This window comes from Beggiatoa alba B18LD (assembly GCF_000245015.1).
Taxonomy (GTDB): Bacteria; Pseudomonadota; Gammaproteobacteria; order Beggiatoales; family Beggiatoaceae; genus Beggiatoa; species Beggiatoa alba.
Window position 1 is genome coordinate 3,233,601 of the sequence record NZ_JH600070.1, and the last position, 24,258, is coordinate 3,257,858.

General features: G+C 40.2%; 20 protein-coding genes. 7 read left to right on the plus strand and 13 right to left on the minus strand.

Annotated features, from left to right (window positions below):
* Positions 1-91: 91 nt before the first annotated feature.
* The 6 genes from BEGALDRAFT_RS13220 to BEGALDRAFT_RS13240 form a co-directional block, all read right to left on the minus strand.
* Positions 92-5,212, minus strand: coding sequence for a hypothetical protein (locus BEGALDRAFT_RS13220; protein ID WP_002690770.1), 5,121 nt, complete (start codon positions 5,210-5,212; stop codon positions 92-94).
* Between the two features lie 103 nt (positions 5,213-5,315).
* The gene (locus BEGALDRAFT_RS13225) at positions 5,316-5,990 is read right to left on the minus strand and encodes a PspA/IM30 family protein (RefSeq protein ID WP_002690772.1); all 675 of its coding nucleotides are present in this window, start codon (positions 5,988-5,990) and stop codon (positions 5,316-5,318) included.
* A 317-nt stretch (positions 5,991-6,307) separates the two neighbouring features.
* Complete coding sequence (locus BEGALDRAFT_RS19680; RefSeq protein WP_198284702.1) at positions 6,308-6,652, minus strand: PD-(D/E)XK nuclease domain-containing protein; 345 nt, start codon at positions 6,650-6,652, stop codon at positions 6,308-6,310.
* Between the two features lie 22 nt (positions 6,653-6,674).
* Positions 6,675-6,878, minus strand: coding sequence for a hypothetical protein (locus tag BEGALDRAFT_RS13230; RefSeq protein WP_157237594.1), 204 nt, complete (start codon positions 6,876-6,878; stop codon positions 6,675-6,677).
* Positions 6,879-6,963: 85 nt separating this feature from the next.
* Positions 6,964-7,215, minus strand: a complete 252-nt coding sequence (locus BEGALDRAFT_RS13235) for a hypothetical protein (RefSeq protein ID WP_002690776.1) — start codon at positions 7,213-7,215, stop codon at positions 6,964-6,966.
* 128 nt (positions 7,216-7,343) lie between these two features.
* Positions 7,344-7,742 carry a GFA family protein gene (locus tag BEGALDRAFT_RS13240; RefSeq protein ID WP_002690777.1) on the minus strand — a complete coding sequence of 133 codons (399 nt, stop codon included), beginning with the start codon at positions 7,740-7,742 and terminating at the stop codon, positions 7,344-7,346.
* A 45-nt stretch (positions 7,743-7,787) separates the two neighbouring features.
* Between BEGALDRAFT_RS13240 and gspF the strand changes: the two genes are divergently transcribed.
* Positions 7,788-8,996: a type II secretion system inner membrane protein GspF gene (gene gspF / locus BEGALDRAFT_RS13245; protein ID WP_002690778.1), complete on the plus strand. Its 1,209-nt coding sequence runs from the start codon at positions 7,788-7,790 to the stop codon at positions 8,994-8,996.
* Positions 8,997-9,300: 304 nt separating this feature from the next.
* Here the strand turns inward: gspF and BEGALDRAFT_RS13250 are convergent, their stop codons facing one another.
* From BEGALDRAFT_RS13250 to BEGALDRAFT_RS13270, 5 genes are all read right to left on the minus strand, one after another.
* Positions 9,301-10,086 (minus strand): hypothetical protein, encoded by a 786-nt coding sequence (locus BEGALDRAFT_RS13250; protein WP_002690779.1) that lies wholly within the window; start codon positions 10,084-10,086, stop codon positions 9,301-9,303.
* Between the two features lie 191 nt (positions 10,087-10,277).
* Complete coding sequence (locus BEGALDRAFT_RS13255; protein ID WP_002690781.1) at positions 10,278-10,688, minus strand: hypothetical protein; 411 nt, start codon at positions 10,686-10,688, stop codon at positions 10,278-10,280.
* Positions 10,689-10,720: 32 nt separating this feature from the next.
* Positions 10,721-12,850, minus strand: coding sequence for a nitric oxide reductase activation protein NorD (locus tag BEGALDRAFT_RS13260; RefSeq protein ID WP_002690782.1), 2,130 nt, complete (start codon positions 12,848-12,850; stop codon positions 10,721-10,723).
* 112 nt (positions 12,851-12,962) lie between these two features.
* Positions 12,963-13,265, minus strand: coding sequence for an urease subunit gamma (ureA, locus tag BEGALDRAFT_RS13265; protein WP_002690784.1), 303 nt, complete (start codon positions 13,263-13,265; stop codon positions 12,963-12,965).
* Between the two features lie 15 nt (positions 13,266-13,280).
* A complete protein-coding gene (locus BEGALDRAFT_RS13270; RefSeq protein ID WP_002690786.1) occupies positions 13,281-14,174 on the minus strand; it encodes a sterol desaturase family protein in 894 nt (297 codons plus the stop codon).
* Between the two features lie 198 nt (positions 14,175-14,372).
* Between BEGALDRAFT_RS13270 and BEGALDRAFT_RS13275 the strand changes: the two genes are divergently transcribed.
* From BEGALDRAFT_RS13275 to BEGALDRAFT_RS13290, 4 genes are read left to right on the plus strand one after another with little or no spacing between them, the layout of a single operon-like run.
* Complete coding sequence (locus BEGALDRAFT_RS13275; protein ID WP_002690788.1) at positions 14,373-14,987, plus strand: MotA/TolQ/ExbB proton channel family protein; 615 nt, start codon at positions 14,373-14,375, stop codon at positions 14,985-14,987.
* Complete coding sequence (locus BEGALDRAFT_RS13280; RefSeq protein ID WP_002690789.1) at positions 14,987-15,415, plus strand: ExbD/TolR family protein; 429 nt, start codon at positions 14,987-14,989, stop codon at positions 15,413-15,415. The genes BEGALDRAFT_RS13275 and BEGALDRAFT_RS13280 overlap by 1 nt, the downstream gene beginning before the upstream one ends.
* Before the next feature lie 23 nt (positions 15,416-15,438).
* Positions 15,439-16,437: a tetraacyldisaccharide 4'-kinase gene (gene lpxK, locus BEGALDRAFT_RS13285; RefSeq protein ID WP_002690791.1), complete on the plus strand. Its 999-nt coding sequence runs from the start codon at positions 15,439-15,441 to the stop codon at positions 16,435-16,437.
* Positions 16,418-16,606 carry a Trm112 family protein gene (locus BEGALDRAFT_RS13290; protein ID WP_002690793.1) on the plus strand — a complete coding sequence of 63 codons (189 nt, stop codon included), beginning with the start codon at positions 16,418-16,420 and terminating at the stop codon, positions 16,604-16,606. The genes lpxK and BEGALDRAFT_RS13290 overlap by 20 nt, the downstream gene beginning before the upstream one ends.
* Positions 16,607-16,668: 62 nt before the next feature.
* On the opposite strand, the gene BEGALDRAFT_RS13295 is transcribed toward BEGALDRAFT_RS13290, so the two are convergent.
* Entirely contained in the window at positions 16,669-17,940 is a 1,272-nt protein-coding gene (locus BEGALDRAFT_RS13295) for an NAD(P)/FAD-dependent oxidoreductase (RefSeq protein ID WP_002690795.1), read from the minus strand.
* A 235-nt stretch (positions 17,941-18,175) separates the two neighbouring features.
* Between BEGALDRAFT_RS13295 and BEGALDRAFT_RS18390 the strand changes: the two genes are divergently transcribed.
* Both BEGALDRAFT_RS18390 and BEGALDRAFT_RS13305 read left to right on the plus strand, forming a co-directional pair.
* On the plus strand, positions 18,176-20,206 hold the full coding sequence (locus tag BEGALDRAFT_RS18390; protein WP_002690796.1) for a winged helix-turn-helix domain-containing protein: 2,031 nt from the start codon (positions 18,176-18,178) through the stop codon (positions 20,204-20,206).
* Positions 20,207-20,925: 719 nt separating this feature from the next.
* Positions 20,926-22,641, plus strand: coding sequence for an AAA family ATPase (locus BEGALDRAFT_RS13305; RefSeq protein ID WP_040294973.1), 1,716 nt, complete (start codon positions 20,926-20,928; stop codon positions 22,639-22,641).
* 125 nt (positions 22,642-22,766) lie between these two features.
* Here the strand turns inward: BEGALDRAFT_RS13305 and BEGALDRAFT_RS13310 are convergent, their stop codons facing one another.
* Positions 22,767-24,248: an SPOR domain-containing protein gene (locus tag BEGALDRAFT_RS13310; protein ID WP_002690800.1), complete on the minus strand. Its 1,482-nt coding sequence runs from the start codon at positions 24,246-24,248 to the stop codon at positions 22,767-22,769.
* Positions 24,249-24,258 lie beyond the last annotated feature (10 nt).

Below are 24,258 nucleotides of genomic sequence, written 5' to 3' on the forward strand. Positions count from 1 at the left end.
CCGTTGTTTCAGCAATTAATGCGATAGCAATGCCAGCTTGTTTTAATAACGTAAGAGGGCATCAATAATACGCCCTCTAATAGCTTAAACTCTACCGCCACTCCGCCAAATCTGCCCGCATGATACGGAGACGTTGTAATATCATTTCCCGTTTTAAATTAAAGAAAATCATACTAATCGTAATTCCTCCGCCTAACACAATTAAAATAATCGCCTTACTCAAACGGTCTTCAGGATAAAATTGGATTAATTGCCCTAAGACATTGACAACTAAAAATATAACCCCTGCATATAAAAAGGCACGTGTCCGTAAGGCAATCCCTAAAATAATGCCAACCATACTCAACCCTAATGCAAGGATAAAAATGCTTAATTCAGGACGTAGAAATACATCAGCGGTCGCACTGGTATAAAGTACCGTTAATGCTAACAAACGGAGATGATGCTTTAACGTTGTTTTCATCTCGCCTGTATGAATATGCGTCATGATTAACACCGTCACAGCAGCAGGGAAAGCATACAGTTGAATTAAATGCTGTTGTTGTGCAAGTGCTGGTATCCACAGATAAAAGGCAATATTAATAAAACCCATCGCCAGATATAACACCCCCACTTGCTGTGTTTGTTGATGCAAGAAAAAGTAATAAGTCGCGCCCATCAATAAAACCCATGTCGCAAGTTTGGCATCCATGACGACAAACAACGGAACAAGCGCGATTAAAGGCAGTAAGAAATTTAAAACATCCAGCGCGTCAACATCGATAAATCGCCGTGTCAACAATCCCGCATAAGCCATTACCATTAAAGCCACACTATCCCACGCATTTAACCCCACAAACCCGAAAAATAAGAAACGGCAATAAATTGCTAATACACTGAGTAAAAACACCGTGCCGATAAATTTTTCTGAAGTCGCCGTCGTAGGAAGCCATAACCACAACCCGATAAAAACGCCACCTGTTGCCAATAAAACGCCTGTATCTAACAAACCAAATAAATGCTGATTCACTAAAATATTAGCAAATAAACCAACCCCCCAAAGTAACAAAGCACTGCCTGCAATAAATGGCAATAACCATGTTAAATTAAAGCGATAGCGAAAACTGTCCGTATTCGTTTCTGCATCAGGTAGCCAGAAAAGTAACACAAAGGCAAAAATGGCATTTTGTAAGGCGAAATAAGGCAGAACTGCCCATAACGTCGCTTGTGGTAAGAAAAACCAGAAAAGATGAACTGTGATAAGCGCATTTATAACACCAACGTTAAACCACGCTTTATCCACTCGTTGCACGCCCAACACCAGCGCAAAACTACTCACTGCAATAAAAACTACTAACTGCGTGGTTATTGCATTATCAACAAGCCATAAACTGCCTAAACTCGCACAGAGCGAGAAAAATAACCATGCTTCTAACGCTTTCGGGCGATAGTTCAGTTGTAACCCTAAAAACATCAACAATGACCAGCCCAACAAGAACATCGGTGTGGAAAATGCGAAAAATAAAGCGTTCAAGCGATACAACAAGCTAATAACCGCAAACAGGAATAAATGTGTAAATACGGTTCTATTACTTTCACTGTTCGTTTTTTGTTGCAACACGGCAAAATATAAGGCAATCATCAATAAATATTGCCAACTAATTCGCCCTGTATCGAGGAAATACAACGCGGGTAAGCCTAATAAAACCCCGATACTTAATAATAAACAAGGTAAAGGCTCTATTGCCCAAGCAGAAAAATAACGGTTAAACCACGGCAACCCGTAATAAGCAAAGCCTAATAAAATAAATGGCGTAGCAAGCCATAAGAGCGAATCCCCTTGCGGTACAAGCAAAAGCAACATTGCCAACCCCAATACGGGAAATAACCAACCCCGCCATTGTTTAGCAACATCCCCCAACCATTGCAACACAGGGAATTGCGCCAACCATAACCCCGCAAAAACCCAGCCTAAGCCCTGCATTGGATGCAACCACTGCAACACGGACACCCCAAAGGCATAACAAAAAACATAGGCATACAACAAAGTCGCCATATGCTGTAATGGCTTGTTATACAAGGTATCGATAACAGGAAAAAGTTTTAAAAAACGACTGACAACAACCAACAACACCGCAACGCCTAACAACGCTAATGGCAATTGCACCGCATCCAACGCCCACAAAGCCGATAAACCGACCAAACTGAGCAAGCTCAACGTAACCGTTAATAATGTTACATAACTTAATAAGACTGAACGGAAATAATATCCAACTAACCCATAATACAAAGAGATAACCACAAAGGTAGCCGTTAATAACGGTGATGCAGACGTGATAAAAATCCCATACAACACCGTCAGCACTGTTACCCCAGTAGCTAACAATAACGTACTATAAAATATCCAATTTCTCGTTTGAATCGCCCCACCTGCACGACCATATCCCCCTTGCCAATCTAACACCCGTGTTAATAGCGGATGTAAAAACCGCAAACTAAACAAAGTCATTAACCAAGTGACTAATGCATAACTGGCTAATAAAAAGAATCCTAAAGCAATATATCCATGATTAATTAACGGAAAGACACTAAACGCCATTAAGAAAAATGCGACCACCAACAACTTCACTTGTCGCAACTGCCCCGCAATAAAAACCGTCAACAAAGATTCTAACGCCAGCAATAACCATAATTCCCCATTCAGCGGTAATCGTGCAAATGACAAAGTATAAAAAAAGGCAAAAATACCCGCGCCCCACAACACCACCATCGCCACATAACAGGGCGGAATTAACAACGTAAAACGGTCATTTGTCCGTACTAATGAATAGCCTAAAAAAGAAAAGGGTTCTAACGCGATAGGATTCGGTACAAGCCGTTTTTGTAACCCACGTAACACCCACGCCAAGCCCCAAAACCCAAAAGCTAATAATAACGCCGTTAATACATGCGGTTGTGGAAAATAAACCCATTTTAATAACAACCCTATCCCAGCAACTAAGCCCAACCCGCTATAAAAGAAAGATTGAACCCGCAAACCCCAGCCAAAACTTAACAATAAACCCGCTAAAACGCTTAAAACCTCAATCGTTAGCCACAAATCACGCACATATAAACTAATCGCTAAACTCACAAAAGCACTAAACAAACTCGCCTGCATAAACCACTCAGGCAAATAAGGCGGTTTTATCCAACGCGACGCACTCACCACTGCCCACAACACACTGAGCAACAAGAATAAAAACGTATATTGCACAGACACCGTCAACGCGGGAAACAACGGCGCGTAAATCCCATTTAACGTCACCGCACCGATAAGCCCTAACGTCTTTACATACGCGCTCGTTTTCCGCCCACGAGATAACAAAAACACCAGCAAAGACGCAGATAAACTCGTTATTAACCCAATGACGCTTGGTTGCGCATAATATAAACTCCATGCCACAGAACTACTTAATAACCCTAAAAACGTATAATAAGTAATATGAATAAAACGCGGATTATCCCGACGACACGCCAAGCGATACAACTGCCACAAACCGACAAATAACGGCACGCTAGCGATAAAATGCTGGTCAGGCGTGAAATGAACAAGCACCACATGCCAATACCACAACACGACCGACGCTAACAACAAATACAACGGCGATAACGTCAAATACCGCCAAACCATTGCCGTATATAAAACAATCGCTAACGATAACGTCGGCACAAACCACGCACTGGCATAACTCGCCACAATCGCCACGACCGATAAGCCATAAATCAAAAACGTAAAATAATTAATCGCACTTTGCTTAAACTCGCCCTTTTTTGCGCAACTATCCACATAAAATAACAACAAACACACTACCATCAACAAACCGCCCGCATAACCTTCAGGCAAGGAGAGACCACTACTAACCGTCAGATGAATAAAGGAAATTAAGGCGGCATATAACAAACTGCTCACGGTAAAATAGGTTAATAAATCCGCATCTAAAAAAATTGCCTTTAGCCAACCCTGTGTAAACCGCAAAAATGCATAGCTTAAGCCTACTAACAGCAAAATATGTAAAAAAGCCAAGAAATACCAACTATTTGCCCATTGCACAAATGGCAAAGCAAACTGTAAGCCCGCTAATATTAAAAATAATTGTGGATATTCCTGTAACGACTGCCGTTCTAAACTACCGCTTGCTAATTTCAGCGTAAATAAAAAGCCTAGCCATAAAATAACAGCACAACTCACAGCAATAGCTAATAAAAATAAATTATCACCACTTCCAACGAATAAACGTACAATCGCCGCAAAATTTAGCGGAATCAAAAAAATCCCTAAAAAATTTAAAACCTGATGCGAAATAAATAATTCAGGACGTTGTCGACGGATTTGATACGCTCCCCACAAAATCAAAAAGGTATAAAATGCCAAACTTAACAACACCACCAAACCATTGACAAAACCATCGGTATAAGCGACCAACAACCCAGAACCCGACACAAAACAAAAACCACCGACAAACCAGCCAATATTTTGCCAAATAAACGGCAATAAAATTTGTTGTATAAACAACTGAAAACGATTGACAACGGAAGGGCGTGCACGTATTTCAGGCATGAGTTTTTGCGTAGGACGTGAAACAACGGGGCGAGTGCTAGGCTTTTGGATAGACGGTTGCGGAACTGATTGCGCAGTTTTAGACACCACAGTAGCAGGCGGGACAATCACAGGCGGGGGTAAAGTAACCGCAGACGGTAACGCAACAGGCGCAAGATTTGCGTCTAACTCCTGAATCAAATTATCGACCGACTCTACCGTAGCGACTGTTTCTTGCTTAATTTTAATCGTATTTTCTGATAGTTGTGTTTCTTGTTTTTCCCAATACGCGACTGTATTCGGACGTAATAACCGCCACGCATGAGATAAACGTCGATTTTTCTCAACATCATCAATCTCATGATAATGAATTAACCGCTGACAACGGCTTGCAATATCTGTTAATAACTGCTGATATTCTTCAGGTGAAACTTGCCATTGTCGATAATTATTGCGCAATTCAAAATAAAGCGTGATTAAATCGCTTAAATCTTGCCGTTTTATTTCCTGCCCATTCGCATTATTAGCAGGATTTTTATTATTTTTATCCGTTGTTTGCCATGCAAACGTAATCAAGCCTAAAATTACCGCAACAATGGGCGGAAATAGGTAGAAATATAAAAAAATTAAAGCAAATTTAACAAGCCATTGCATGATAATGACTCCCAAATAGGGAAAATAAACCTATTTTTTGATAAAACGCCACATAAAAAAAAGAGCTAGTCATTTTAAAAAATGCTAGCTCTTTTTATCTTTATTACTTCTGCTGAACTTTTACTTTTAATTCAGCCATCAATAAATCAACTTCGTGCGTGGATTCTAACTTAGCGAATTCTTTATCTAATTCGCTTTGTTTATCATTCACTTCTGCCATAGCTTCCGTATAGGCTTCCATCTCGTCGATACGGTCTTCTAAACGGTCGAAACGGCTTTGTGTATCCAATCCTTGTTGAAAGCGGTCTAGGGTTTTCCCCATTTGCTGACGGGCTTGTGCCGCTCGTTGACGGGCGACTAACGCGCCTTGTTTGCGCTTGGTTTCTTCCAGTTTGCTTTCTAACTGATGTAACTGCGTTTTTAACCGCTCGCTGGTGTTTTTCGCAGTTTGCCAAGCGGGTTCTAAATTGCGAATAACGTTGTCGATTTCTAACTTGCGTTGTAACGCAGAGCGGGCAAGGTCTTCTTTCCCCAACTGTAAAGCGGTTTCTGCTTTTCCTTGCCATTCAGCTGCATTCGTTTTCTGCTCGGCTAATTCCCGCGACAATTGTTTTTCGCTGGCAATGGCATGAATCACGCCATCTTTAGCCTGCGCAATCTGTTCCTCCATTTCCCGAATCAGTTGCTTAATCATCCGCTCAGGGTCTTCGATTTTATCCAGTAAATCATTGACGTTTGCGTTTAAAATGTCATTCACCCGACGAAAAATGCTAAACATGATACCCCTCCGTATTGCACTGGTAGTGCCAAAATTAAACAGTGTTCAATTTAAGTATGAATAAAAAAGCGATTTAGTCAAACTATAGCATATAATTGAACAGTGTTCAAAATTTTTTCATTTATAATGATTGATAATAACAACGATAAATAACACTAGTGTTTGGGTTCTAGCACTTCAACATTTAATGATGAGTGTGTATTGTCTATTCAAACAAACTTTTAGCTTTGTCAAACTTTCTGATTAGTTGATGTTTTTTCAAATATATCATTAAATCTGGGCGGTAAATTCTTGGTTAATTTCATCAATATTTAAATTTAACTCAACACATATCTTGTTATGTTACTCGTTAATTTCACTGTTATTAAAGAACAATAAACACATTGGCTAAATGTAAAGTCATTAAAGTTCAACAAGTAGCAGTTAACTTTAAAGTAATTATTTAGTTTTATAATTACCATAGTTATACCAAAATGTTTTTGATTCTCTTGACGAAGACGATAAGGATCAGCAATGCAACCTAAGTCATAGATAACAACTAATAAATTTTTCCATTTTGTTCCGTATCCAGAAATATCAGCATTTAATTCTTCTTGTATTTTTGCCTCGTTATGCTTCTCTTTAGCTAACTTTACCTCTATAGCAAGGTCTAAATCTTGAATAGTAAAATCGGGAACGTATTTTTTACCCCCCTACAGGAGCGGTTTCGCGTTCTCTTTGAAAGCTAACACCAAGAGAATTTAATATAATTTCAATTATATCCTGAACATCACGCTCATTTGTTGGTTGAGCTTTACTAAAAGCGGGTCTTAATGCACGCTCTAAAGCCGCTTCAATATCAATAGCGTTTCTTCTTTGTAAATGGATAAGTTCGGGATTCTCCATCATATGGAGATACACTCCAATAGCTTGTTCGACACAATCAATAATTTCAGGAATTAATGATCTTCCGTGAACCATACCAAAAAAATTTCTAAATGGATCTATAAGACTGGAGAATAACTCCACCAACAGGTGGAGGGGCAATAGTTATCTTTTGCATAGTTCCAGCATCAATAACAGCTTGTCTAACAACAATTAGATCACGATTAATAAGCCTTTTTAATTCTTCTTTTTCTTCATTTCCATAGTCACCGTTGAACCACTTTCTAGCATGATTTGCAAATTTCTCAAGTAGTTTTACTCTATCTTCAATTTTACTCGACAAGTTATTATGTCTATTCATTTGATAATCTCTATAAACCAAACAATACAGAAAAATATACTTTAAATTTTTTAAAAAAATAGGAGATGAAATACTACTTTACCAGTATAAATCTTTTATAACTTATCCAAGAAATAGATTATCTTTCCCTACAAAACCTCCTCATCCTCACACCCCAACTCATCCGCTAACGACACCCAACTTAATTTATTTTTCACCCAAATATGTTTATGGGGGGGATATAAATCAGGGTTATCCAAAGAAGTCACGCTAATATCCATCGTTTCAGGGGCAAGCGTGGTGTATAGACTTAATTGTGTGCCACAATTCGCGCAGAAATAACGCTGACAACTTGGCTCTGATTGATACAGGGCGGGTTTGCCTTGTGTCCATTGAAATGCATTTAATGGCACACTTGCCCATGTGATATGAGTCCCGCCACTGATGCGTCGACAGACTGAGCAATGACAAATCGCCACATCGGTTAATTGCGTTTGTGCAATGACATAGCGAACGTGTCCGCAATAACAACCGCCTGTTATACTCACTTTTTCATGCCTCACGGATTTTATGGATTTTTCGACATTTAAATTATGACTGCTTTTGATTATACCGCGCTTGATAAACAAGGACGTACCCGTAAAGGGGTGTTAGAAGGCGATACACCGCGCCAGATTCGGCAGCAATTGCGTGAGCAGGGTTTAACGCCTTTATCCATTGATACGGTGGTACAAGCTCGACAACAACAGCGTCGACAACGGGGGATTCGTGTCAGTGCGACCGATTTAGCCTTGATAACTCGTCAATTAGCCACTTTAGTGCATTCAGGATTAGCCATTGAAGAAACCTTGCGGGCAGTTGCAGAGCAAACGGAAAAACAACGGGTTAAAAGTTTGTTGCTGGCAGTACGGTCGCGGGTTTTAGAGGGGCATAGTTTGGCGGAGGGCTTAAGCGATTTTCCGCAAGTTTTTCCTGAAATATATCGGGCAACTGTTGCCGCAGGGGAACAGTCGGGACATTTGGATATTGTTTTAGAGCGGTTAGCGGAATATACGGAAAATCGCCAATACATGCGCCAAAAGACTTTAATGGCGTTGTTTTATCCTGCGCTTTTAACCCTTGTTGCTTTAGTCGTGGTTATTGGGTTACTAGCTTATGTCGTTCCGCAAGTGGTACAGGTTTTTGTGAATATTAAACAAGAATTGCCATTATTAACCCGTGTATTGATTCAAATCAGTGATTTTTTGCGCGAATGGGGATTTGTCTTATTAGGTATTTTAGGTATTAGCATTGCGGGTATGCGTTATGCGTTACGTTATGAGCGTTTTTTATTGCAATATCATCGATTATTGTTGAAATTGCCGTTAATTTCACGAATTGAACGCGGGGTGAATGTTGCCCGTTTTACCCGTACTTTAAGCATTTTGACAGAAAGCGGTGTGCCTGTTTTGGAAGCGTTACGGATTACCTCGCAAGTGGTTTCTAATCGTCACATGCGCCAAGCGGTGGAAGAGGTCACGAATAAAGTGCGTGAAGGCTCTAGTTTACAAGCCGCCTTAAGTGCGACGGGTTTATTTCCACCGATGACAGTGTATTTAATTGCCAGCGGTGAAGCGAGTGGCGCGTTAGAGAAGATGTTAGAGCGGGCAGCGATTACACAAGAACGGGAATTAGAAACGCTTATCGGGGTTTTACTGGCGTTATTTGAGCCGTTGTTAATTTTGGCGATGGGTGCAATCGTGTTAGTGATTGTTTTGGCAATTTTACTGCCTATTTTTGAGTTAAATCAGCTTGTTAAGTAGTTAACCTGAGTTCGGCGAGTTTTATAAAATAAAACAGAGACCTGCTAGGTTTTGAAAACCGAGCAGGTCTGTTGGAACACGCGAAAAGGTTTGACGGACTGGCAGAGATTATTCTCTTGTTTTTCATCAAGATTCACCAGACAAGACTACAACATTGTCTGAATCAGGATTTTCAGAATTAACAGAATTAGCGGAATTTAAAACCCTTAAACCAAAAAGTAAGATAAATCATGCTTTTTAATTCTGCTAATTCTGAAAATTCGGTGAATTCTGATTCAGACAAAAAAACCTAGCAGGTCTTTTTCTATCCTCGTGATTCTAACAATTGAATAACCGCACGGGGAGAAAGCAATGCTCCCGCTAATAAACGGCTGTAACCCCACATAAAGGCGGTAGAACTGAGTAAAAATAAGAGCCAAATACTTTCTTTAATGTAGGGAAATATCAGTTGTGATTCTTGTGTTAAATAATGTTGTGCTAGCCACCAGCTGACTGTCGTTTTTGTCACGGATAAACGGGCAAATAAGGCAAAAACATCGCAAGAAACCGTTAATTGTGCTAATTCGGATTGAATGGAGGATGATAAGGAGAGATTACGGTAATCGGCATAAGGCATGTAAAGGCTAATCGTTGTCAGTAAGATGGAAAAAATCAGCGTATTGATGATGACAAGATAGTGACGGCTAATAACGGCACTGTAAGCAGGACGTAGATAACGATTTAGAAAAAGATGTAATGTTTGATAGAGAAAGTAAACAAAGAAGATATCTAGTAATAAAACCCACCATACCCACGATTCCCAAAAAATCATTTCAACCAGCAAAAAAAGCCCAAAAAGTAACGCTTTTAGAAGTTGCCACATCGCCATGATAAGCCCGCCACGTAATAGGCGATATAACCAACTATCAGGATTTAAATAGGTATGCACAAAAGCCCGTCGTTTGACCAGTGCAGATTCCAACATACTGAGCGCGATAATTAGAATAACGGGTAGCGAGAAAAGAATAATAAATTCACAAGATAAGCGTGTCGCTATGTGGTAAAAAATAAATAAAAATGTCCAAACAATGAATAATCGGATTATTGCCATATTAAAATATAATTTATTTATTTTATTGAGATTTTTAGGATAACTAGAAAACTCGCTGGTTTTAACACGGGTGGAAAAGTATCTAGCTTATTTTATTTTTAGCACTGTGAACGGTTTTTCGTTTAAAAAAGACCTGTTGATAACATTATCCAATCGCTAACTCAAGCGATTGGATTTTAAGTGAGTAGCAACTACTCGTCATCATCCTGCATGGTTCTTTCTATTTCTTCTTGAATCCAATAACGAATTTTTGCTTCTTCTTTACGGGAAATTCGTTCTACGCCTAACATCCAGCGATAAGTGGCTGAAAAAGGTAAGACAGGTAAACAGATTAAAACACCACACAGCACAATCAGCCCAGCAATGGTATAAATTGCTGTTGTATCAGGTTGTTCTGGTAAACTTAAATGTAGAATCTTTAAAATACCAATATCTTGTAATAAACCACTGGCTTCAGGGTAAAAAGCAGGAATATTAAAAGCAATCACCGCGCAAACAATCGCAACGCCTGCCATATAAATATCTGCAAATAAACGAATAAAAAGAAAAAAGAAATAAATACTTACAATGACCAGTAAAGCAACAACAATCGGTTCATCCACAATAAAATCCTCAAAGTCAATTTATTTATTATTTAACTTGTTAATTTTCTATATACTTCAGCTACTTTTATCGGTAATTGTTCTACTTTATCAATCACCGCATAATTTACCGCGCCATACATATAAGGCAAATAGGTTTTTGCTTGACTATCAATCGTGATGCAAAACGGATGAATGCCGACTTTTTTCGCCTCTAATAAGGCGCGTCGAGTATCTTCTAAGCCATAAACGCCCCGATAATTCTCGCCTTCATCATCGGGTCTGCCATCTGAAAGGGTAATTAATAAGCGAATCTGTGCATCTGTTGTTAATAAACGTTGCGTTAAATGCCGAATCGCAACGCCCATGCGGGTGTATTCTTGCGCATTAATCCCGCTAATCCGTTGCTGTACTGTCATATTATACGGTTCATCAAAGCATTTAATCGGGAAAATTTCGCACCGTTTGCGCGTCGCGCCTGAAAAGCCATAAATCGCGTAACGGTCGCCCAATAATTCCAACACATCACATAATAAAACTAAACTTTCGCGTTCGGCTAAATTAATCCAACCTTTGGTTGAACCACTCATGTCTATCATGAGCATAACGGCAATATCGCGGTCTAAACGGCGTAAATGCGTAAAAACCCGCTGACTCATTTCGTGCCCTGCTTGCGCATCGGTATAAGCGGTGATTAACGCTTCTAAATCAATATCCTCGCCGTAAGGTTGGCGACGTTGCCATTGATTGCCACCGCGTAAGGCTTCAAAAGTACGGCGTAAATTTAACAGTAATCCGCGATATTTATAACGGGTTTCTTGCACAAAATTATCTTGCTTTAGAGGGACATCAACTTCACGTAACTGACACCAATCTTTATGATAACGTTGACGTTGATAATTCCATTCGGGATAAGAAAAAATGGGGCTGTTGGTATCTGCTAAATCGCGGTGTTTTTTCTCGGGGTTAAAAAAATCAGGCTCGCCCTGTCCTGCGCCTGCGGGAATTAGCCAATAATCGGGCGGAATTTCACCATAATCTTGCTTAATTGAGGCAATGACATCTTTTAATTCAGGCTGTTCAGGCGCGCCTTCTCCCTGCAAAGATAATAAATTTTGTAATGTTTTTTCATTAAGTTGCGGTTGTTGTTCTGCAATGGGTTGGGCATTTAGTTGCGTGCTTTCGTCCGTTTCTTGAGTTTGTTCTGGTTGTTTTTGCAATAATTCGGCTAATGCTTTTTGTAACGTTTTTTTATCATGCACTTTGCGCAAATTCATGACTTGCTCGACCTGTTCTGGCAATAAAATACCTTGATAAGCAACAGGTTCAGGCACAGCCCATGAATGAATTTGATTTAGTATCGTGTAACTATCTTGTACGCTGGCTTGAGGGTCGGCTAACTGTTGTGCAATCGCTTCCCAGCCTGTTGGGATAGCGGGTTCACCTAAACGCGCAAGTAAGGCTTGCATATCTCGATATAAGCCTGATAATTCTCTCTGAATACAGGCATCTAAGCGTAAGCGTTCTAATACATGGAATAATCGAATGGCTTTTTCGCGGTTGGGGAATTGAGTGCTTGCAGTGGCTAAACTCAATCGCCACGTACCGAACCATGTTTGCGCCCATAAATGGGTTGCGGTGGCTTTATATAATAAAAAATTCAGTTCTTTATCATCAAAATGGCTTAATGCGGTTGGCAAAAAAAGGGTTTCTGTATCGGTAAAAGCAACATCGCCCGCCTCAATTTTTAAAGCACGTCCATCTAAACCGATGATGAAATGTTGCAAGATATTTTGCACTTGTATCAGGGGTAAACCCATATTATTTAAGCGATATTGTTGTGCAAACTGTCCGACCATGCTTAATTGTTCTAACGCTTTATTTAAGCCTTCTTTATCATAAGTTTCGATAACAGCAGTAATCCATTCTTCAACGCCGTTTTCATCCATTAAACTCAAGGCATAAGAAACTTGATGAATAAACTCATAACCTAACTCCATATTTTGTCGGCTGACAACGCGCACCCATTCTAATACCCAATCTTGTTGCGGGCGTGGTAAAGTCGCTAAGGCTTTGACCGCTTCATCTAATTGACGATGCGCCATTAAAATCAGCCCAACGTACTCGTTTAGGGTTTCTTGTAATTGTTTAGCGGTTAAGGGGTGGTGTAAACCGTGTGTCATTAGCGTATTGTCCACGAAAGGCACGAAAAAAAGCAAAAAATGAAAGAACGAAAAGGATATCTGGAAATAAATAATATGAATTGTTTTTTCGTGTTTTTCGTGCTTTTCGTGGTTATATAATGGGGTTATGTACCGTTACTAATTTTGTTCCATCGGGAAAAGTCGCTTCTACTTGGACATCGGGAATCATTTCTGCTACGCCTTCCATCACGTCAGCACGGGTTAATAGTTGCGCGCCTTCACTCATCAATTGCGCAACGGTTTTGCCTTCTCTCGCTCCTTCCATAATTGCACAGGCGATATAAGCAACCGCTTCAGGGTAGTTGAGTTTTAAGCCTTTGGCTTTGCGTCGCTCGGCTAACAGTCCCGCAGTAAAAAGCAGGAGTTTGTCTTTTTCACGAGGTGATAATTCCATTGTTCTCTCCTTCGGTTAGAGTTCACGTACCCATTTTAAGCGTAGTAGTTGTTGATGCCATTTATGCTCACGAATTTGTTGATAGGCAATGTTTATCTTTTGACAAAGCGCCGTATAGAACAGGGTTTTTTTGAGTAAAAAATGGAAAGGTAGAAGTTGATGCAAAATAATATTGTTGGTATAGCCTTCTTCTCCAAACAGCGTGGGGGGAGCTTTGATACTAGGGTCAGGGTCGTAGGCAGTTTTAAAAATTAAGTCCATAAAAATAAAATTGCCTGAAAAATTGGTGTCCCACGCTTCGCGGTCTTGCGCATGATGCCAGCGGTGGAAGTGAGGGCTGGAAATCAGAAATTTATGCAGAATGCGGGGGGCATTTAAATTGCTATGAATAAATCTGTCCATAAATCCGCGTGCAAATTCGTAAATTAGTACGATTTCAGGGCGAGGCGTGAGATAGGCAATAATAACAAGGATAGGCGCAGTAAATAGGGCGCGATCAAAGATATGAAAGCGACTGGTTGAAAGCGAATCGAGCATTGTCGAGCTGTGGTGAACACGGTGGAATTCCCATAGAAAAGGAATTTTATGGGAGAAATAATGCGCCGTATAAAAAACAATTTCACCTAAGATAATCAAGATTATCATGGTATAAATAAAGGATTTATCGCTTAAGTAGCCTTGTAAATAGCCATTGTGTTCCGCAGGGAAAACGTACCAAGCAAAGCCGACAATAATAAAAAATTCTATGCCAAAAGGATGATAGGGGTAGAGTAAATCGCTGACGAATCCTTGACGCAGCAAGGGTTGTTTTTGAATGTACCAGAAGCGTTCTAAAATGGGCAGGGAAAGTACCCAGCCGTAGGCGATGAAAAAATAGAGGGTCGTTTGAAGAAGTTCGGGCAGTTGCATACGTCTCAGGTTCTAGGGTGAAAAGAAACAGTTGATCGTTGTAATATAGCGTATCTTAGGTAGGGCTTTAAACAAATGTGTTTTATATGAATTACGTTTAATCCATAGTTACGTATTTGTATAACGCTACTGAGTTAAGCCAACAAAATGTTAAAATTGAAAATTAATCCGATATAAGCCAATGAGGAATCGTTAATTGTGTTTCAAATTATAGTTGCTGGTGGCTGGGTGATGCTGCCAATTTTATTGTGTTCTATCGCGGCATTAGCCATTATTGGGGAGCGTTTTTGGAGTTTACAGCGTCAGTATGTCATTCCTAAAGGCTTAACTAATCAGGTTTGGAAGCGGATGCAGGAAGGAAATTTTGATAAGAAGCATTTAGAAGTGTTACGCAATAATTCTCCTTTAGGCAAGATGTTAGCCGCAGCCATTGCACACATGCACCATGACCGCGAGATGATGAAATCAGGCATTGCCGAAGTCACTAATGAAGTAGAACACGATTTAGAAAAGTATTTGAACACGTTAGGAACAATTGCAGAAATTTCCCCGTTATTGGGCTTATTAGGAACAGTCACAGGGATTATTAGCATGTTTGCGGCTGTCGGTGAGCATGGTTTAGGCAATCCTGCTGTTTTATCTAGCGGTTTATCAGAAGCGTTAATTACAACCGCAGCAGGTTTATTTGTCGCCATCCCAACCTTTGTTTTTTATCGTTATTTTCGCGGTAAAGTTGACCAATTTATTGTCGATATGGAACAAGAAACCCTGAAAATGATTGATATTATTCACGGTGAGCGCGAGGCTGAATAATGTTTAAACGTCGTCGTAAAGACAGCCGAGATAGTTTGCGGATTAATTTAACACCGTTGATTGATACCGTGTTCTTGTTATTAGTATTTTTTATGATGACGACGACATTTAATCGGCAGTCAGAGTTAAATATCCATTTGCCACAAGCCGCTGGTGAAGCACCTAAAGAACAAGTAACACCCACGCGAATTTATATCACCGCACAAGGTGAATATGCGATTAATGACACCAGTAAAACGCTGATTAACAACCAATTAGATACGTTAATGAGTGCATTGAAACAGGTGGTGGGTAGTACGCCTGAACCGCGTATTTTAATCAGTGCTGACGCAAAAACACCGCATGAAGCAGTGATGCGTGCGATGGAAGCCGCACGTAATTTAAATTACGTGCATTTAAGTTTTGAAGTTGAGCAAACCCCTGAATAACTACTTGTGAGTTATCGCAATCTATGAAATGGAATGATGTTTGGTATGGAGGTCATCCCGTTAGCTTATTACTTGTGCCCCTTGCATGGCTATATTGTGGACTGGTGCGATTACGTCGTCAGCTCTATGCATGGGGACTACTAGCCCGCTATCGTCCGCCTGTCCCTGTTATCATCGTGGGAAATTTGACCGTAGGCGGAACAGGAAAAACCCCGCTAGTTATCTGGTTAGCCCAGTTTTTAACCCAACAGGGGTATCAAGTTGGGATTGTGAGTCGCGGTTATGGCGGTACTAGCAAGATTTATCCGCTCTCAGTGACCCCAACAAGCGACCCGCACATTGTTGGCGATGAACCTGTTTTATTAGCACAGCACAGTCATTGCCCCGTTGTTATCGCGCCGAAACGGACAGACGCTGTTAAAAAGTTGCTGACAGCGTTTAATTGCAATCTCATCCTAAGTGATGACGGCTTGCAACACTATGCCTTACAACGCGATATTGAAATTCTACTATTGGATGATGTGCGCCGTTATAGCAACCGTCGCTGTTTACCCGCAGGTGCGTTGCGTGAACCGATGAGCCGTTTACAAACAGTTGACTTTATTGTGACAAAAGGGGCGGTTGGTTTAAAAAATGAATTTTCTATGCACTATGAAGGGCAAACCCTGCACGCCTTGCAAAATGCACAGACGACACAAGCTATTAGCCTATGGCGCAATCGGGAAGTTCACGCAATTGCTGGCATTGGACACCCTGAAAAGTTTTTCAATCGGCTACGCGATTTAGGCTTAAAAGTGATTGGTCATGAATTTCCCGACCATTATTACTATACCGCGCAAGATATTACCTTTGCCGATAACTTACCCGTGATTATGACGGAAAAAGACGCGGTAAAATGTCGATCCATCGCGGGTGTACAACATTGGTACTTACCAATAGAAGCCCGCTTATCTGTCACCTTTGGTGAGAAGTTACTACAACGCTTAAAAAGGATAGAAATCAATGGACAAAAGACTGCTTGATATATTGGTTTGTCCAGTAACCAAAGCCCCACTGATTTATGATAAAGACGCGCATGAATTACGCTGTAAAGCCTCGCGACTGGCGTATCCCATTCGTGATGGAATCCCTGTGATGTTACCCGATGAAGCGCGAACAATGACACAGGAAGAAGTTGACCAACTGCAATAAAAAATAAGACCTGTTAGATTTTCAAAAATAGCCTAAAAATCCGACAGGTCTTAGCGAACCCATTATTCTAAACGTTCAATCCCTAACGCCTTTAAAATATATTTTTCAAACGTAGGCTCAGAAACGCCTTTTTTCATCTTGTGCAAGAAATACTTTTCAAAACCGATTTTTGCCAAATGCACCCACTTACCTTTTTTCGACCACGTCACATTACGGGGCGGAATTTGCGGAATTGCCACAAAAGCCACGCCTGTATCGCCTAAATCTGCCAAACAAATCGCGTTCCATGTCGCCACTTTATCAGGCTGTTTACCTGTCAACTCATTGACGATATTACCAACTGTCGCGCTGACCATCGATTCAATCATATACCCTGTTTTTGGCGCGCCCACCGCAATTGGGGTTGCTTCAACAGGCGGAATCGCAATACATACCCCCACAGAATAAATATTCTTATAGGCTTTACTGCGTTGATAATCATCCACAATGACAAAACCACGTGGATTACATAAGTTCTCAACAGCGGCAACAGGGTCAACCCCTTTAAACGCGGGCAACATCATTGAATAATTAAACGGCACTTCATGCTGTTTAACCACTTCACCTTTTTCATTATGCTCATCAACAAACATCTTATCCTGCTCAACTTTGTTGACTTTTGCATTCGTAATCCACTTAATATGCCGTTCCCGCAATTCAGACTCAAGCATTCCTTTAGAATCACCGACACCGCCTAAGCCCATATGACCGATATAAGGTTCAGCCGTGATATACGTCATCGGAATATCTTTCCGACGCTTCGCCTTGCTTAATGCAGAATGCAGTATCATGGCGAACTCATACGCAGGCCCATAACAACTCGCGCCTTGCACCGCACCCACCACCACAGGGCCGGGATTTTCTAACAACTTCAAATAACCTTCATAGGCTTTCTCAGCATGGTCTAAGCTACAAATAGAATGCGTAAAACCATTCACAGGCCCTAAACCTGCTACCTCATCAAAAGATAACTTAGGCCCTGTTGCGATGACTAAATAATCATAATTTAAAGTTTGCTGATTAGATAAAGTGATTTGACTTTGTTGCGCATCGATTTTGGTCACGGTTTGCGCAATAAAATTAATATTTTTCCGTTTTAAAACAGGCTCTAATGCAAAGCTGACCTCTTCCCGTTTCCGCCAACCCACTGCAATCCATGGATTCGATGGAATAAAATGAAAATGATCAGCTGAGTTAATAACCGTTACCTCGTGACCATTTCCCAAAGCAGTTTTTAACTCCAATGCGGCGGGTAATCCACCAATACCAGCTCCCAGAATGACAATATGTGCCATACGTTATCCCCTTGATGATGTGGTCATTAAAAACAGTCTGTTATAAAAATAAATAAGGCTTTGCTCAAGCAAAGACAAATGCTGTTCAATATTAGTCGATAATATCTGACTTGTGGATAATATAATTTATCAGGGTCATATAAAAAAGTTATGTCAATAGATAATTATTGTTATAGGTTATTATTGACATATAATCAAATAAAAATCATTAAGATAAAACTGTGATTCATTCATAATGACAAAAAAATACAAATATCCCGACTATATCATTCTCGTTTTAACCGCGTTCCAAACCTCTGGCGGAAGTCTCCAGTCTAAAGAAATAAAAACTAACCTATTATCTTTAATCAATATGCCAGCCGAAAGTTTAAGCAAAAAAGACCATGATAGACTCGATTTACACCTAAATTGGATACGCCATTATTTAAAAAAAGAAAAGTTTTTAGAAACAAAAATGCGCGGTGTGTGGCAATTGACCGAAAAAGGGCAAAAACTCACCCTAAGCAATGAAGAAGCCTTGCAATTATGGCGAAAATGGCGCAGAGAAGATGCAAAAAAACGTAAAGAAAATAAAAAATTATCAACAGATAATACTAAATTACCCAGTTTAGAAACTATCTTTCAACAGTTTAAAGCTGACCCATTAGAACGCTTTCGCGTGAAAGTCCGTCAACATCAAGCCCAACGATTACGTGATTTATTAGCCAATCCTGCAAGCATTTCTGTACAAATGTTTGAACAAGAAGTCTGGCAATTTGAAAGTACAGCTACCTTATTCGGAGAAGACGTAAAAGGACGAATTTTTTTTAATGAAACGCCATTAACAATTAATGAAATTCAATCCTTTGAACAAGGATTAGAAACAGGCGAATTGGTCTTGCATGGGCAACACATTTGGGGAGCAAGTTCTAGCAACCCTGTTTTTGCCCCACAATTAAAAGATGAAGCACAAAAACAACAGAATATTCAACACGCATTAACCCTTTTAAACAACACAACACTATCACCATTAGAAAAAGCCCACGCCATTAAAAAACTGGTTGGCTTTGGCGATATGATTGCAACGGGCTTAGTAATGCTCTTCCATCCGCAACACTTTGCAATCTATCGCTCCTCTGCAAAACGGGTTTTAGAAGAATTAGGTTGCCCCGTTGCGAATTTAACCGCTTTTCAAGAAGAAATTTTAAAATTAAAGAATCGCTTAAATGCAACAGATTTTATTGAGCTAGACTGGTTTTTATACCTTCATGTCCAATATCTTAACTTAGCTGACGAGGCAATGATGATGGACGATGCAACATCAAACACATGGCAAGTTCTCCTACAACCAAGCCTTAGTTATACACCGCCTAGTTTTACCGAGATTCAAGCCTTTATTCAACAAAAACAGCTTGTCATTCAATCGCGCACACTCCGCCGATATCATCTCGCACTACAAACACGCGGTTTTGTCATTCTCTCAGGGTTAAGCGGAACGGGTAAAACATGGCTGGCAGAAACTTATGGCGAAGCGGTACAAGCAAAAACTTTATTAGTACCTGTTGCGCCGAATTGGACAAGTAACGAGGATTTATTAGGCTATATCAATCCATTAGTGAATAAATATCAAGATACACCCTTTAGTCAATTTTTACGGGAAGCAGGAGAAATTTACACACAATACGGCGAGTTTGCCCAACCGTATCATTTAATTTTGGATGAAATGAATTTAGCCCGTATCGAATATTATTTTGCGCGGTTTTTATCTGCCTTAGAAATTCGAGCACGACAAGGCGAGGCAATGATAGAGTTAGCCCCCAGCGAAAAAGTCTTGTTACCCCCAAATTTATACTTTATCGGTACAGTGAATATTGACGAAACGACGCACGGTTTTGCCGATAAGGTTTACGACCGCGCCCAATTGATTGAGTTGACAATAGAAAGAGAAACATTAGCACGACAGTTAGAAAATACCGCTTATCAAACGCCTTTATTAGCTGTTTGGGACTGTTTACACCCGATTGCCCCGTTTGCCTTTCGCGTGATTGCAGAAATTAACGCCTATGTCACTGCTGCGGAACAATTAGCCGTCACGTGGGAAGACGCATTAGACGAACAGATTATGCAGAAAATTTTGCCGAAAGTACGTGGGGGAGATAATCGTATTGGAACAATCTTAACGCAGTTCATTGAGCTAGCAGAAACTTATCAGTTCACACTCAGTGCTCATAAAGCCCGCGCAATGTTAGAAAATTTTGAACGATATGGGATTGGCTCTTATTTTTAATCCTAAAACTAAAACATTGTCTGAATCAGGATTTTCAGGATTAGCAGGATTTAAAACCCGCAAACCAAAAAGTCAGGGGAATGACGCTTTTCAATCCTGCTAATTACGCTACAAACTAATACAACGCGAGTACGGCGAGATAATAGATATAAAACAGAGGATTAATGATAAAAGCGGAATGGAAGAAATAAAAAGTTGTACCTAAAGGAAAAGTAGGAATAACTTGAGTTCGGCGAGTTTTATAAAATAAAACAGAGACCTGCTAGGTTTTGAAAATCTAGCAGGTCTTTTTTTGTCTGAATCAGAATTCACAGAATTTTCAGAATTAGCAGAATTAAAAACAATTAAAAACATAATTTTTTATTCTTTTAATTTTCTTGTCTTTTTAATTCTGAAAATTCTGATTCAAACAAGCTATTGTCTTTTTAAAAGAAACTCGCCGTACTCGCATTTTGCTAATTCTGAAAATTCTGTGAATTCTGATTCAGACAATCTTTTATCTTTTTAAAGGAAACCCGCCGAACTCAAGTTAATACAGCTTTCGCTTCACGCCTCTTTAAGAGGCAAAAACAGTGATTCAGCTTCAAAATGGTGTCATAAACCAGATTTTTCATAAGGAATTATCATATAAATCGTTAAAAATAAAACCAAATAATGAATGGCTTATACTTTGCAGTGCCACATTTTCCAATTTATTGCACAGTGAGTTAGCCAATAGCATGAAACTTCTCATCGAACGAACCTATGTAGAGGCTATGGTGACAAAGTTCCCCGAACTGCACAGCCTCGCCGAACAGCTTAAATTTGGCAATAAAGCCGAACTGCCTTTTCATCATCTTTCAACAGAACATTTAGGACATTTGCATAGTTTATATGTCGCTACTGGCGAAAAAATGAGCGGGCAAGCAGCACAAATTGCGACCTTACGACAAGCATTAATGGACGGTGGCAGACGGTTCGAGGAGGGACAATTAGAGGAATTATTGCCCGCCATTGCAGAATTTTTATTAAAAGATGCTATTCGTGGCTGGGTGTTTAAAGCTAATTCTGCTGGCAAGCCATTGCCTTATCTCATTGTGCGTCTTGATTTTAGTCCGCCCGCAGAAGAAGAAAGTGGACGCATTTTATTAGACTTAAAAGCCAATAGCCTGACAAAAATCGTTACGCTTTCCATGATTATCCGTGAGCGCGACATTATCGGCAAAACCATTGCAGAAATTTTTGCCGCCAGTGGTTATTTAAAGGAAACTCCTGATTTAATCGCTGCTTATGATGCCTCTAGCGAAATGTATTTTAAATGGCGTTCTGATTACAGCCGACAATTTTCAGCGCGAGGTATCGGCATTTTTACCGAAGACCCGACAGCCTCTCATCGTAGTACCGACTGGACACGTAAAAGTAATATTGTTTTATCTTCGGGGGGCGGTTGGGCGCGTGTTGTGAATGATGAAGAAATTCTGAAAGAGCGGGAATTAACCCTTGATAGTTCTGGCGATATTTTTGCGAAATATTTACGTAAAGCTGGGCGGAGCGCGAATTACAATCCGAAAGTAGAAGCGATTGTCGAAAAATTACAAGATAAAATCCCACCTGATTTATTCACCGAATTACCCGTACACGGTTATATCCTCATGTTTCACCTAGAATTGCATCATCATGTTTGGGTGCATGTGGATGATATGAAACCTTATGTTTATCAACCTGATTTAAAAGATAAATTAATCTTACCCCCTGAGCAAACAGATTTAATCGACATTTTAACCGCCGAAATGGATTTGTTAATGGATGACATTATCGAAGGTAAATCAGGTGGGACAACGGTGTTATGTGCAGGTCCTGCGGGGGTTGGGAAAACATTAACAGCAGAAGTCTATTCAGAAATTATTAAACGTCCTTTATATCGGGTGCATTCTGGACAATTAGGGTTAAACGTCGCAGAAATGGAAACAGCGTTAAAAAATACCTTAATGCGGGCGCAACGTTGGGGCGCGGTAATGCTGATTGATGAGGCTGATGTTTATATCAAACGTCGTAATGATAATATTGCGGCAAATGCTGTCGTTGGGGTGTTTTTACGGGTTTTGGAATACTTTAACGGCTTATTATTTCTCACTACAAACCGCGTGAATGATATTGATGAAGCGATTATTTCCCGTTGTATTGCGATGATTCGCTATTATCCGCCACAGTTGGACGACCGCCGCAAAATTTGGTGTGTGATGGCGGAACAGTTCGGGCTTAAATTAGAACCGACCTTAATCGATATGCTGGCAGAAATTTTCCCACAAGCCAGCGGACGTGATATTAAAGGGTTAGCAAAGTTAGTTGCTAAATACTGTCATCATAAATCAGTTTCGCCCACATTAGAAATTTTTAAACGCTGTAGTATTTTCCGTGGCATGGAAATCGATGACCCTGTCGAGGAAAAAGTTTAACGTTTAATGAGAGAGTGACACGATTCAGGATTGCTAGTTCTTTTCGCGTGTTTCAACAGACCTGTTAGGTTTTCAAAATCTAGCAGGTCTTTGTTTGTCAGAACAGGGTTAACGCTAAACACAGCTTATTCAACTCGATTTTGAATGCTGGCAAGTGTGCGAATCCAAGGCTGGGTTTGCTGTTTCAAACTAGCGGGCAGTGTTGCAAGTGCTTGTTCAGCTGATTTGCGTGAGGCGTAAATCCCCATGGTGACGATATACCAGTCTTTTTCCCGATAATGGGTTTTAAAAATAGCAATATCGCTTAACTGATACGTCTGTAAAAAAGGTTGTAGCGTGTTGTAATCATGTGCACCAAGAATTTGCAGGGTGTAAGCATTCGGATTTTGTGCGTTTAACCACTCAATAGATTTAAGCAAGTCATCATTTGTTGATGCTGTTTTTATCGTTTTATCCACAGTTGATACAGTTGTTTCAAGCAGTGAATGCGTAGGTGATGTTGAAGCTTCTGCCGTTTTTGTCGTTGTAGATTCTGCTGAATGAGCGGTTAATAATAACGGTGTCAAGGCAGAATGCGCTTGGGCTTTTAACGCGGGTTCATCAGGCGCGACCTGTGGAACTAATTGGCGGGCAATGGGGTCAGTGGTAAAAATTGTTGAAATTGTAGGCGGGCGGGTACTAGGTGGATTGATAGGTCTTGGGTTAGCAACCTGTAACATAGGGTCTGTTCCTAGAAACAATTCAGGGTGTTCATGCCATAAAAACAGCCCAATACCCGATAATATTGCAACAATAAGTGTGCCCCATAACAATTTATGTTGCTGAATAATACTATTTTTTTGCTTGGCTAAAACGGCTTGCGTTTGTGCGGTTTGTAAGATTTGTTCGGCGAGTAAATTAATTTCACCCGCGATGCCTTCGGATAAGTGGAAAATTTTACGAATCACTTCCGCAGGAAATAATTTTTGCGTTTGTCCCTGATAAGGCGTATCTGCTAAATAGGTATCGATATAGTAAAACATTTGCTCAATCGAGAGCGGGGGAATATCTAGCGTATGAATTAATGTATTGTGAACAATTTCAAACTCAGGCGCGGCTAAAATACTGGTGATTTGTGGCTCACAAATTAATAACACCCGTAAATGTGTTTGCGGGTCGCCTGTCATTGCAAGTTCAATAATCAGTTGTAAGGTTTTAAGCGGTAACTTATGCGCATCGTCCACCATCAAAATGGGTAATTGTCCGTTATAGCGAGCGGTAGCGATTTGTGTGCGCAAGAGTTCCTGCAACGTGTGTAAATTTTTCCCTTCTTGACGAGCAACACCAAACATGGTTTGTAATAGCGAACTTGCCAACGTATCGGGTGCTAATGCTGGGCTACTATTGGGAGTATAAACAATCCAGTTTTCCTGAATCCTTTCTGTGAGTTGCTGTAGCAATGTTGTTTTACCACATCCCTCTTCTGCCAGAATTAACAAAAGTTGCTCACTGTTTTGCAGTAAATGCACAATAAGATTAAGCCGTTGTGTTAATTCTGGTGTTGCAAAATATTTGGCAGTCTTAAAGGGGTTGAGCATTAGGGAAGAAGTTGTATCTAATGTCGCCATAATTGATTTA

What these genes read in the sequence shown, in the direction of transcription:
- BEGALDRAFT_RS13305 (WP_040294973.1), top strand. Translation starts at nt 20,926, where the DNA reads ATGAAACTTCTCATCGAACGAACCTATGTAGAGGCTATGGTGACAAAG.
- BEGALDRAFT_RS13250 (WP_002690779.1), bottom strand. Translation starts at nt 10,086, where the DNA reads ATGGCAATAATCCGATTATTCATTGTTTGGACATTTTTATTTATTTTT.
- BEGALDRAFT_RS13225 (WP_002690772.1), bottom strand. Translation starts at nt 5,990, where the DNA reads ATGTTTAGCATTTTTCGTCGGGTGAATGACATTTTAAACGCAAACGTC.
- BEGALDRAFT_RS13310 (WP_002690800.1), bottom strand. Translation starts at nt 24,248, where the DNA reads ATGGCGACATTAGATACAACTTCTTCCCTAATGCTCAACCCCTTTAAG.
- BEGALDRAFT_RS13235 (WP_002690776.1), bottom strand. Translation starts at nt 7,215, where the DNA reads ATGAATAGACATAATAACTTGTCGAGTAAAATTGAAGATAGAGTAAAA.
- BEGALDRAFT_RS13230 (WP_157237594.1), bottom strand. Translation starts at nt 6,878, where the DNA reads ATGATGGAGAATCCCGAACTTATCCATTTACAAAGAAGAAACGCTATT.
- gspF (WP_002690778.1), top strand. Translation starts at nt 7,788, where the DNA reads ATGACTGCTTTTGATTATACCGCGCTTGATAAACAAGGACGTACCCGT.
- BEGALDRAFT_RS13290 (WP_002690793.1), top strand. Translation starts at nt 16,418, where the DNA reads ATGGACAAAAGACTGCTTGATATATTGGTTTGTCCAGTAACCAAAGCC.
- lpxK (WP_002690791.1), top strand. Translation starts at nt 15,439, where the DNA reads ATGAAATGGAATGATGTTTGGTATGGAGGTCATCCCGTTAGCTTATTA.
- ureA (WP_002690784.1), bottom strand. Translation starts at nt 13,265, where the DNA reads ATGGAATTATCACCTCGTGAAAAAGACAAACTCCTGCTTTTTACTGCG.
- BEGALDRAFT_RS13220 (WP_002690770.1), bottom strand. Translation starts at nt 5,212, where the DNA reads ATGCAATGGCTTGTTAAATTTGCTTTAATTTTTTTATATTTCTACCTA.
- BEGALDRAFT_RS13280 (WP_002690789.1), top strand. Translation starts at nt 14,987, where the DNA reads ATGTTTAAACGTCGTCGTAAAGACAGCCGAGATAGTTTGCGGATTAAT.
- BEGALDRAFT_RS13270 (WP_002690786.1), bottom strand. Translation starts at nt 14,174, where the DNA reads ATGCAACTGCCCGAACTTCTTCAAACGACCCTCTATTTTTTCATCGCC.
- BEGALDRAFT_RS13260 (WP_002690782.1), bottom strand. Translation starts at nt 12,850, where the DNA reads ATGACACACGGTTTACACCACCCCTTAACCGCTAAACAATTACAAGAA.
- BEGALDRAFT_RS18390 (WP_002690796.1), top strand. Translation starts at nt 18,176, where the DNA reads ATGACAAAAAAATACAAATATCCCGACTATATCATTCTCGTTTTAACC.
- BEGALDRAFT_RS13295 (WP_002690795.1), bottom strand. Translation starts at nt 17,940, where the DNA reads ATGGCACATATTGTCATTCTGGGAGCTGGTATTGGTGGATTACCCGCC.